This is a genomic window from Amycolatopsis sp. NPDC051903 (genome assembly GCF_044452505.1).
In the GTDB taxonomy this organism is placed as follows: domain Bacteria; phylum Actinomycetota; class Actinomycetes; order Mycobacteriales; family Pseudonocardiaceae; genus Amycolatopsis.
The window spans coordinates 1-9,852 of record NZ_JBITBT010000016.1 but is presented as its reverse complement, the minus strand read 5'-3'; the positions used below and the strand labels follow the sequence as shown (position 1 = coordinate 9,852).

The window sequence follows — 9,852 nt, the reverse complement described above, 5'->3', positions numbered from 1 at the left end:
CCCGAGAGCAACCCGCACACCTCGCCCAGCGCTGCCCAACACCCCCAGAACGGCTTCGCCGCGCCCGACAGCGGCAACCCTCACGCCGCGTCCGGCAGTGCTCAGTACCCGCAGAACGGTTTCGCCGCCGGGCCCGAGGGCGCCAATCCGTATGCCCCGCCGGGCGTTAACCAGCAGCCCCAAAGCGGTTTCGGCGCCGCACCGGAGAGCGGAAATCCGTATGCCCCGCCTGGTGCGGGGCACCCGCAGAACGGCTTTGGCGCAGGTCCGCAGAGCAACCCGTACGCTGGCCACCCGCAGAACGGTTATGGCGCAGGCCCCGACAGCGGTCCTCACACCCCGCCGGGCGCCGGCCAGCAGCCGCCGAACGGTTTCGGCGCGGGGCCCGAGGGCGGCAATCCGTACGCCCAGCCCCACGGCGCCACGCCGGCCGGCCTCGGGCGGGCCCCGGTTGGCGGGCAAGTGCAGTACCCGCCGTTCACACCGCCGTCGCCGCAGCCGTTCACCGCGGCGCCGCAGGGGCAGGTCCACCGGACCGGCGCCGACCCGTCGACCCACTACCCGGCCCCGCGGCAGCAACGCCCACGCCCACGGCTGAAGTGGGTCGCCTCGCCGCCGCCCGGCGCGGTGCCCCGGCGTCGCGCGGTGGCGGCCAAGCCGTACGACGGCCCGCCCTCCTACCCCGTCCCGCCGCGCTGGGGCTTCCCGAACCTCGTCTGGCGCCGCCCGACTGCGGTGCCTGGCACGGCGTCCGGCGAGGTGCGGCCGATCGACCGGATCCCGGTCCTGGCGCAGAGCCTCGGCACGATCCTCTGGGCGTTCGCCATCCTCGCGCTCGCCGCTGCGGGCTCGGAGGTCTGGCGCTACGCCCTCCTGGTGCAGAGCCGCGACTCCGCACTGAGCACGTCGGTCGTCGGCTTCTCCGACGCGTTCGTCGTCACCGCCGGGCTGCTCACCACGATCCTGTCGCTGTTGCCGGCGGGCCTGTCCGTGTGGTGGCTGATCGTCGCGCGCCACGCGGCCGCCGACGAGTCCGGAGTGGAGCCCGCGCGGCCCGTCTGGCAGGTGCTCGTGGGCGTGCTCGTGCCGATCGCGAACCTGCCGCTCGCGCTGTCCGTGGTCAGCGAGCTGGAGCACTCCATCCTCCGCCGCCCCCGCGACGACCGCCCCAAGCCGTCGCGCCTGGTCCTCCTCTGGTGGGCCGCGTGGATCGTCAACTGGGTCATGCTGGCCGTCACGGTCGTCTGGCGCCTCCGCCCGGGCGTCCAGGCCATGGCCGACAGCGTCGTCCTCGTCGCGATCACCGACGTCACCGCCGCCGCCCTGGCCATCCTCACGGCCCTCGTCATCCGCCGCTTCTCCGACCTGCTCATGCCCATCGCCCCCGACCGCCTGCGCACCCTCCGCGTCCTCAAAGTCGACGGCGCCCCCGCCCCGGAACTCCACACGGCCCGCCCCGTCGGCGCTGCTCGCTGATCGCCGCTCGCTCAGAATCCGCTGGCTGTCGGCTGCGGGATTCGCTCCGGCTCCTCGGTGGCCGGCCGGTTCGCCCGTGCGTTCCGGCCGGTACTCGTGCGCCGGTCGGCGCGGCTCGCTGGCGACTTGGATCTCGTCTGTGCTCCACCGATCAGCCGGTCGGTCCAGCCCGCTGGCCTCAGCGCCACAGCGTTCGCCGCGGTCCCTCGTCGCGGGACCCATGTGCCTCGACCGCCGGCGGAGTATCGGTCGCTCCCTGGGCCCGCGACCGATTCGGCGGTCGTCGGCTGCCCGATTCGCTTCGACCCGCGGCGGTGGCCGCCCCATCGGCCGTCCGGCGCCCGCCTGTTCCGACCATCGCGGTTCGCTGACCGTCAGCCGAGCGCCAGCTCCGGCGGACGGTCTCGCTCGTCGTCCGGCCCGCGTTCTTCGGCCGCGGTCGTCACGTCGATCGAGTGCTGACCTCGCGGCCGAGTCTCCTTCGCCGGTCGTCACCTCCGGATTCGCGTCAGGTCCGGGTGGCCAGCCCTCAGCTGGCGAACCCACGGCCCGCGTGCGTTCCGACCAGTGCGGTTCGCTGACCGTCAGCCGAGTGCCGGCTCCAGTTGGGCGAACGCCTTCGTCGCCGCGGTGTGCACCTTCGACGCCAGGGCGTCTGGCTCGACGCCGGCGTAGGTGAGGTCCCAGACGTCGTCGAACAGGAGCCGCAGGACGGACGTCAGGTGTGCGCCCGCGGCGCGCGGCAGGATTTCGTCGCGCCGGTCGAGTTCGACCAGTTCGGCGACCAGCGCACGCTCACGGTCGATGTGCATCTGCGCGAGCGCGGACACCAGGGTCGCGCTCTCCCGCACCATCCGCACGAACTCGATCCCCGCGAACCCCAGCAGCGCACTCCGCTCCTCGAGCGCCGCGAAGTACCCGCGCCGCACCGCCGCGAACGGCGTCACCGACGGGTCCGCGAGCACCAGGTTCACCGGCCAGTCGACGAAGTCGTTCCGGATGTCGAAGACCAGGTCCTCTTTGCGCCCGAAGTGGTTCGTCACGGTCATCTTCGCGACGCGCGCCGCCTCCGCGACGTCCGCGATCGTCACCACCTCGAACCCCCGCTTGATGAACAGCCGCGTCGCCGCGTGCGAGATGTTCTGCCGGGTCTCCAGCTTCTTCTGTTCTCTCAGGCTCATGCCGACATCTTACTAGGTTCGACCTATTTTTAGGCTTGACCTACTAATTGGGTCCGACCTAATCTCAGGTTCGACCTAACCAACTGGGGACCCGATGAAAACTCACCCGAAACCATCCACAGCCGACCCGGGCGACGCCGCCCTCTGGCGCCTCGGCGGCGTCCTGATCATGGGCGCGGTGCTGTCGATCCTCGACGCGACGATCGTGTCCGTCGGCATCGGCACGATCGCCCACGACCTGGGCAGCCCGCTCACGACGGTCCAGTGGGTGTCCAGCGCCTACCTGCTCGCGGCCTCGCTCACGATCCCGCTGTCCGGCTGGCTCACAGACCGCTTCGGCGGCAAGGCGGTCTGGCTCGGCGCCGTCACGCTCTTCACCGCCGGCACCCTCCTGTGCGGCTTCGCCTGGTCCGCGCCGGCCCTCATCCTCTTCCGCACCCTCCACGGCCTCGGTGGCGGTTTGATGCAGCCCGTCGGCCAAGCGCTCTTCGCGCGGTCCGCCGGCCCGAAGCTCGCGCGGATGATCGGCGTGGTCACCCTGCCGGCCACCGTGGCGCCTGTCCTCGGCCCTCTCCTCGGCGGCGCGCTCATCCAAGGCTTCGGCTGGCGCTGGCTCTTCTTCGGCGTCGTCCCGCTCGGCCTCGCCACCCTCGCGCTCGGCTCGCGCATCCTGCCCGGCCGGGCACCGCGGATCGAACCCAGCCAACCAGCGTTCGCCACCACCAGTCCAGCCCACCGGCCGGCCCCTGTGGACAACCGCACCCCATCCACAGTTCCGCCGATCGCGCGTCCGGACTACGACACTTCATCCACAGAACCGCACGAACCACCGAACCCACCTGTGGACAACGGCACTCCATCCACAGCCCCACCCGAACCATCGAGCCCATCTGCGGACAACAACTCTGCCTCCACAGCCCCGCGCGAACCTCTCGACGTCCGCGGCCTCTTCCTCCTCCCACCCGGCCTCGCCGCCCTCGGCTACGGGCTCGCCGCCGGCGCGACCCCGTTCGCGATCGCCGGCGCGGTCCTCCTCGTCGCCTACGGCCTCCACGCCCGCCGAGCCGCCGCGCCCCTGCTGGACCTGAACCTGTTCTCCCACAAGCCCTTCGCACTCGCCAGCGCGAGCACGTTCCTCCTCGGTGCGTCCCTCTACAGCTCGATGCTCCTGCTGCCCCTCTACTACGAGCAGGCTGAGCACGCCACCGCCCTCACCGCCGGCCTGCTGCTCGCGCCACAAGCGCTCGGGTCCGCCACGGCCCTGCTCGCCGGCGGGAAAATCCTCGAAAAGCTCGGGCCCCGCACCACCATGCTCACCGGCATCGGCCTGTCGCTGCTGGGCACGATCGCCTTCACCCAGCTCGACCACGCACCCAGCCCGGCCCTGCTCACCGCGTCGCTTTTCATCAGGGGCCTCGGCCTCGGCGCCACGACCACCCCCGGCATGACGATGCTCTACACCTCCCTGCCCCGCCGCAAAATCCCGCGTGCGGCCGCCGCGATCAACGTCGTCAACCGCATCGGCGGCTCGCTCGGCACCGCGCTGCTCGTGGCCGTTCTGCACGCGAACTCGTTCGCCGTCGCGTTCACGTGGGCGCTCGGCCTGTCCGCGCTCGGCCTCGTCCCCGCCGCCCTCTTCCCGAAAGGACCAGGAAAATGACCCTCCGCCTGCTCGCCGTCCACGCGCACCCGGACGACGAATCCAGCAAGGGTGCCGCCACGCTCGCCAAGTACGCGGCCGAGGGCGTCGACGTCCTCGTGGCCACGTGCACCGGCGGCGAACGCGGAGATGTGCTCAACCCAGCGTTCGACACCCCGGCTGTCCACAGGGACCTGCCCGCCATCCGGCGCCGCGAAATGGCGGCCGCGGCGGAGATCCTCGGTGTGCGCCACCAGTTCCTCGGCCACGTCGACTCCGGCCTGAACCAGCCCCTGCCCGACGGTTCCTTCGCCACACTGTCCATAGAGGACGCAGCCAGGCCGCTCACACAGCTCCTGCGCGAATTCCGTCCACAGGTCGTGATCACCTACGACGAAACCGGCGGTTATCCACACCCCGATCACATCCGGACCCACGACGTCACCAGAAAAGCCTTCGACGTGACCGAAGACGGCGCCCCGCGCAAGCTCTACTACCTCGCCACCCTCAGCCGCGCGTGGTTCCAGGCCATGCACGACGCGACGGAAGCCGCCGGTCTCGAATCCCGGATGGGTCCCGTCCTCGACGAGCTGCCGCCCGACCGGCTCCCCGTCACCACGCGCATCCGCTGCGAGCAGCACTTCGCCACCCGCGACCGCGCGCTCAAGGCCCACGCCACCCAGACCGACCCGGCCCACCCGTTCTTCAGCCACGACCGCGACCTCGAACGCGCCACCTGGCCGTGGGAGGACTACCACCTGGTCAACGGCACCCCGGCCACGGCGGAAGACGACCTCTTCGCCGGTCTCCGGTAATCGATCAGGCCGTCACCGGCAACGTCCGCAGCCCCCGGATCACGAACTCCGGCCGCCGCTTGGGCTCGCCGGCCAGCCGCAGCCCCGGAAGCCTTGTGGACAACGCCGACAACGCCGCCGCGATCTCGACCCGAGCCAGCGGCGCCCCCACGCAGTAGTGGATGCCCATCCCGAACCCGAGGTGGGCGTTGGGCGACCGGCCGATGTCCAGCGTGTCCGGCTCGTCGAACACCTTCGGATCCCGCGCGGCCGCCCCGAGCAGCGCGCCGATCTTCGCGCCACGCTCGACCCGGTACCCCGCGATGTCCACAGCTTCGGTGGCGGTCCGCTCGAACAGCTGGAGCGGCGCGTCGAACCGGATCAGTTCTTCCACAGCCGAGTCGAGCAACGTTGGGTCGGACACAAGCTGCTCCCACTGCGCGCGGTGCGTGAGCAGGGCGGTGACGCCGTTGCCGATCACGTTCACCGTCGCTTCGTGGCCGGCCATCAACAGGAGCACCGCGGTGGCCACGACCTCGTCGGGCGTCAGCTCGCTCGCCACCAGATCGGCCACGATCCCGCCGGGCGTGCCGCTCACGACGTCGCGCAGGTAGGCCACGAAGTCGGCCGCGGCCTGCTCGGCGGCGTCGCGGCTGGCCTCCGGCAGGCCGAACTCGTACATCTTCACGATGGCGTTGCTCCACGCCACGAGCCGCGGCCCGTCCTCGACGGGGATGCCGAGCAACTCCGCGATCACGGCCACCGGCAGGGGCTGCGCGAGGTGTTCGAGCAGGTCGGCGCTGCCGTCGGCGGCGATCTTGCCCGCCAGGGTGTCCACCATGGACGAAGCCAGGCGCGCCACCATCGGCCGCAGCCGCTGCACGTGGCCGCGCCCGAACTCGCCCGCGATCACGCGCCGCAGCCGCGTGTGGGCCGGCGGCTCGTTCTCGAGCAGGGAGTTGCGGTGCAGCAGGTTGAACGACGCGAACCGCTCGAGCGGCTGCGCGTCCGTCCAGATCCGGCCCAGCCCGCGGTGGCGCAAAACGGCGGCCGCCGCGGAGTGCGAGACCGTGATCGCTAGGTCGAGCCCATCGTGGTGGTGCACCTCGCCCTCGGCGCGCAGCGCGGCGAACGCCGGGTACGGGTCGGCGAGGAAGGCGGGATCGGCAGCGTCGAACACGCGCCGACTCTAACCCGGGCGTCCCTCGCGGCCCCCGCTTCGATAGCGTCTGGCGTCGAGCTTTGAGGAGGCTGAAGTGGGTAAGGGCGCGCGGAAGAAGGGTCCCAAGCCGGACCGCAAGCCGAAGGTGCGCGACGTCTTCGTCGGCCAGCCCTTCGAGGGCCTGGCGGCCGAGCCGGAGCTGATCGCGCTGCGCGAGTTCGTCCCGTCGGCCACGGCGAAGCTGACGCTCGCCGAAGGCGGCGACGTCACCCTCGCCACCGTGCTGCCCATGGCGGCCGCGGCGTTCGTCCGCTCCGACGGGGAGCGCTACCTCGGCCTGCAGGTGCAGACGCGCTCGTCGGACATCAGCCGCGACCTCGGCCGCGCGCTGCGCTGGGTGCTCGACGCCCAGCCCGGCGACGTCCTGTCCGTGCCGGACACCACCTCGCCCACCGACGCGGACGAGCACAACCGCCTGCAGGACCTGCTCGTCCCGGCCGCCGAACTCGAGGTCGAGCTCCACAGCGACTTCGGCTGGTGGCTGCCGGACGACGCCGACGCCAGTGGTGACGTCGCGGTGTCGCTCGAGCGCGCGAACGCCGCGATCATGCCCACCGACCGCCTCGGCGCCGGTGCGTACTGGGTGCTCGCCGGTGAGAAGGCGCACCTGCGCTGGGTCCGCCCCGAGCCGGAGAACCTGCTGCTGCAAGCGCTTGCGCGCCTGTCGGCGGCCGGCACGCTGGGCCTCGGCGAGGGCACGCGTTACGCTGGCTCGTTCCGTGCCCACGGCCTGCTCGTCCCGGTGTGGGACCTCGACCCCGAGGCCCACGCCCGGGAGTGGGCCGAGCCCAAGGACCAGCTCGGCGCCCGCCTCGAGGAAGCGCTGAAGTCCCTCGACACCGAGCCGCTGAACGCCGCCGAGCGGCGCGCCCGCGACGGTCTCATCGGACGCCAGCTCACGATCCGCTGACCCCGCTCTCGCGCTGTGGAAGTTCGGTCTCGAACTTCCACAGCGCAGAGCTGGGTAATCCGTTACCTGGGTCGGACCCAGCGATGAGACGATCGCGGCCGTGATCCTCCACATCTGCTCCCGCGACGAGTGGGCCGCGATCCCCGAAGACGGCGAGTACCGCGCGCCGTCGCTCGACGAGATCGGGTTCATCCACTGCTCGGACCCCGGCACGGTGTCGCTGCCGGCGAACGCCCTGTACCGCGGCCGCACCGACCTCCTGCTGCTCGAGATCGACCCGGTGAAGGTCGACGCGCGCGTCGTCTGGGAAGAGGGCGCCCCGCCGCACCCCGACGGAATCTTGTTCCCCCACGTTTACGGGCCGATTTCGCGAAACGCTGTGGCGTCGGTACACGATTTCCCAGCTGGCACGGACGGTTCGTTGAAGCTGCCTGAGTCACTCTCTGTGCGCTGAGCTGCTCGACCCGTCGCGGAAAGTAGTGGTGACGGCCGGACAACCTGCGGGGGGCTGCCATGCGTGTGGGGGATGACGAGGACGCGGTGCTCGGCGATCCCATCCGGGGAGGGGGCGATACGGTGACGGCAGCGGCACCTGTCATCGCGGGCGGAGATCCGGCGTGGGTGGCGGGCGCCCGGGCCGTGCCCGAGCCCAGGGTGTTCACCGATTTCGCCGACTTCGTGCAGTCCAGCCTCCCCGGGCTGCTGCGCTACGGCCACGCCCTCACCGGCAACCCGCACGACGCCGCCGACCTCGTGCAGACCGTGCTCGAAAAGATCGGCGCGCGGTGGTCGTACGTGCAGCAGAAGACCGGCGACCCGCTCGCGTACACGCGGCGTTCGATGGCCAACGCCCACGTCAGCCGCTGGAGACGCACGCGCCGCGAGAACCTCGTCGCGGACCTGCCGGAGACGAGCCAGTGCGCGCCCGCGGACCCGTTCGAGCACGAGCCGCTGTGGCAGGCGCTGCGAAATCTGCCGCCGAGGCAACGCGCGGTGGTCGTGCTGCGTTACTACGAAGGACTGTCCGAGGCCGAGATCGCGGAAGCGCTGGGGGTCAGCCAGGGGACGGTGAAGAGCCAGGCCAGCAAGGCCATCGCTTCGTTGCGGACGAAGCTGAAGCACGGGGAAGGGAGCGCAGCGGGTTGAACGTCTCCGAGGATGAGCTCGAACAGCGGCTCCGCGCCCTCTTCTCCGACGAGCGGCTTGGCGTCGAAGCGGCGTCCGATGCAGCGCCCGCGATCGTGGCGGGAGCCCGGCGACGTCGGCAGCGGCGGAAGGTGCTGATCTCGGCGTCCGGTGCGGTGTGCGCGCTGGCGGTGGTGTCGGGTGGGCTCGCGGTGGTCAAGTTCCAGGCGGCCACCGGGACGGCCGATCTGACCGCGTCTTCGTTGACGGTGACAGACGTGTCGCCGTCTTCGTCGGCCTCGCCAAAGGATTCGGTGGGGGCGCCGGCGCCGGGGCCGCAGACTCAGGAGCCGCCGGCTTCGGTGGGCGCGCCGGCGTCTGCGCCACGCAAGTCCCACGCGCCCGTGCCTCCGCCGCCTCGGTCGACGCCGGCGAAGGTCACGAAGGGACCGCTGCTGACGGCCGATGGGCTCGGCAACGTGAAGCTGGGGATGACCGAGCAACAGCTCACCGACCAGGGGCTGACGTTGACGCCGGTGAAGGAGTCGGCGGGCTGCACGTACTACGACGTCGCCGGTGACGGTGTGCCCGCCGCGACCGCGGTGGTGTCAGGGGACGAGGGCGTGGTCGTGGTGAAGCCCGACGGCGCCGCCCACACCCCGGAGGGCGTCGGCGCGGGGTCGGCGAAGGAAGACGTCACCGCCGCCTACCCCGACACGGCCACCTCGTCGGACGGCCTCGTCGCCCCCACCGGCGACGGCGCCTACCACTTCACCCTCACCGACGACGGCTCCGTGTCGAGCGTCGACGTCCGCGCCACGAACCAGACCTGCGCCGCCTGACCTGCCGGCGCTTCGCGAGGAACCCGGGCTGTCCACAGGGGGAGAGCTCGGGTTTCCTCGTTTTCGGCCAGCTGTGGACAGGCGGGTGGGTCTGACCTGGCGATGGGTCCGACCCACCCCGCCGCTTCCGGCCGCCGAGTGCTGTGGATGGCTGATGGGGTCCGACCCAGTGTTGGGCTCGGCCAAATTTCAGCTGCCCGATCTGCGGAGCCGTGCCGAGGGTTGCTGAGGCGGACGTGTCGCGGATGGCCGCAGGCCGCCATCTTGTTCGCGACTGTGGACGGCTGCCTGGGTCCGACCCACGGTTGGGTCGAACCCAGCGTTGGAGTCGGCAGTGTTGCGTGCGCGTGGTGTTCGGACTTGGGCCCGAGTTTTGGCGGGTCCGACATGCTGCGGCTGACTACCGGGTGCCCTGACTGGCGCCTTGAGGGTGGTTGCCTGGGCGGCCCAGGATGGGCCGGACCCAGCTAGCATCCGCGCGGTTTTGTACACAGAGCGTGTCGCGGTCGCGTGGGCGTCGTGCGTGGGTTCATGCCGGCGAAGTTTGGCTGCGTGGGTTCCGGACTTAAGCGATGCTCCTATGCGTCAAGCCGCTTGTGGTTCGGCGGCCGGTGGCGGGGCTGGCAGGGCGGTGTTGTGGCTGGTGAGTGCCTTGAAGACTTC

The 9,852-nt window shown here is 71.3% G+C and carries 9 protein-coding genes; 7 read left to right on the top strand and 2 right to left on the bottom strand.

Annotated elements, in window-relative coordinates; genetic code table 11:
• Positions 1-462: 462 nt before the first annotated feature.
• Positions 463-1,476 (top strand): DUF4328 domain-containing protein, encoded by a 1,014-nt coding sequence (locus ACIA77_RS28600; RefSeq protein ID WP_395889086.1) that lies wholly within the window; start codon positions 463-465, stop codon positions 1,474-1,476.
• Positions 1,477-2,060: 584 nt separating this feature from the next.
• On the opposite strand, the gene ACIA77_RS28595 is transcribed toward ACIA77_RS28600, so the two are convergent.
• On the bottom strand, positions 2,061-2,657 hold the full coding sequence (locus ACIA77_RS28595) for a TetR/AcrR family transcriptional regulator (protein WP_395889085.1): 597 nt from the start codon (positions 2,655-2,657) through the stop codon (positions 2,061-2,063).
• A 94-nt stretch (positions 2,658-2,751) separates the two neighbouring features.
• Here ACIA77_RS28595 and ACIA77_RS28590 point away from each other — a divergent pair, with 94 nt between their 5' ends.
• Positions 2,752-4,317 carry an MFS transporter gene (locus tag ACIA77_RS28590; RefSeq protein WP_395889084.1) on the top strand — a complete coding sequence of 522 codons (1,566 nt, stop codon included), beginning with the start codon at positions 2,752-2,754 and terminating at the stop codon, positions 4,315-4,317.
• Positions 4,314-5,111, top strand: coding sequence for a mycothiol conjugate amidase Mca (mca, locus tag ACIA77_RS28585; RefSeq protein WP_395889083.1), 798 nt, complete (start codon positions 4,314-4,316; stop codon positions 5,109-5,111). The genes ACIA77_RS28590 and mca overlap by 4 nt, the downstream gene beginning before the upstream one ends.
• A gap of 4 nt (positions 5,112-5,115) precedes the next feature.
• On the opposite strand, the gene ACIA77_RS28580 is transcribed toward mca, so the two are convergent.
• Positions 5,116-6,270, bottom strand: a complete 1,155-nt coding sequence (locus tag ACIA77_RS28580; protein ID WP_395889082.1) for a cytochrome P450 — start codon at positions 6,268-6,270, stop codon at positions 5,116-5,118.
• A 76-nt stretch (positions 6,271-6,346) separates the two neighbouring features.
• Between ACIA77_RS28580 and ACIA77_RS28575 the strand changes: the two genes are divergently transcribed.
• The 4 genes from ACIA77_RS28575 to ACIA77_RS28560 all read left to right on the top strand — a co-directional run bounded on the left by ACIA77_RS28575 (position 6,347) and on the right by ACIA77_RS28560 (position 9,189).
• Positions 6,347-7,222 carry a DUF5926 family protein gene (locus ACIA77_RS28575; protein ID WP_395889081.1) on the top strand — a complete coding sequence of 292 codons (876 nt, stop codon included), beginning with the start codon at positions 6,347-6,349 and terminating at the stop codon, positions 7,220-7,222.
• Positions 7,223-7,322: 100 nt separating this feature from the next.
• Complete coding sequence (locus ACIA77_RS28570; protein WP_395889080.1) at positions 7,323-7,676, top strand: DUF952 domain-containing protein; 354 nt, start codon at positions 7,323-7,325, stop codon at positions 7,674-7,676.
• 122 nt (positions 7,677-7,798) lie between these two features.
• Complete coding sequence (locus ACIA77_RS28565; protein ID WP_395889261.1) at positions 7,799-8,368, top strand: SigE family RNA polymerase sigma factor; 570 nt, start codon at positions 7,799-7,801, stop codon at positions 8,366-8,368.
• On the top strand, positions 8,365-9,189 hold the full coding sequence (locus ACIA77_RS28560; RefSeq protein ID WP_395889079.1) for a hypothetical protein: 825 nt from the start codon (positions 8,365-8,367) through the stop codon (positions 9,187-9,189). Before ACIA77_RS28565 ends, ACIA77_RS28560 begins: the two co-directional genes overlap by 4 nt.
• Positions 9,190-9,852 lie beyond the last annotated feature (663 nt).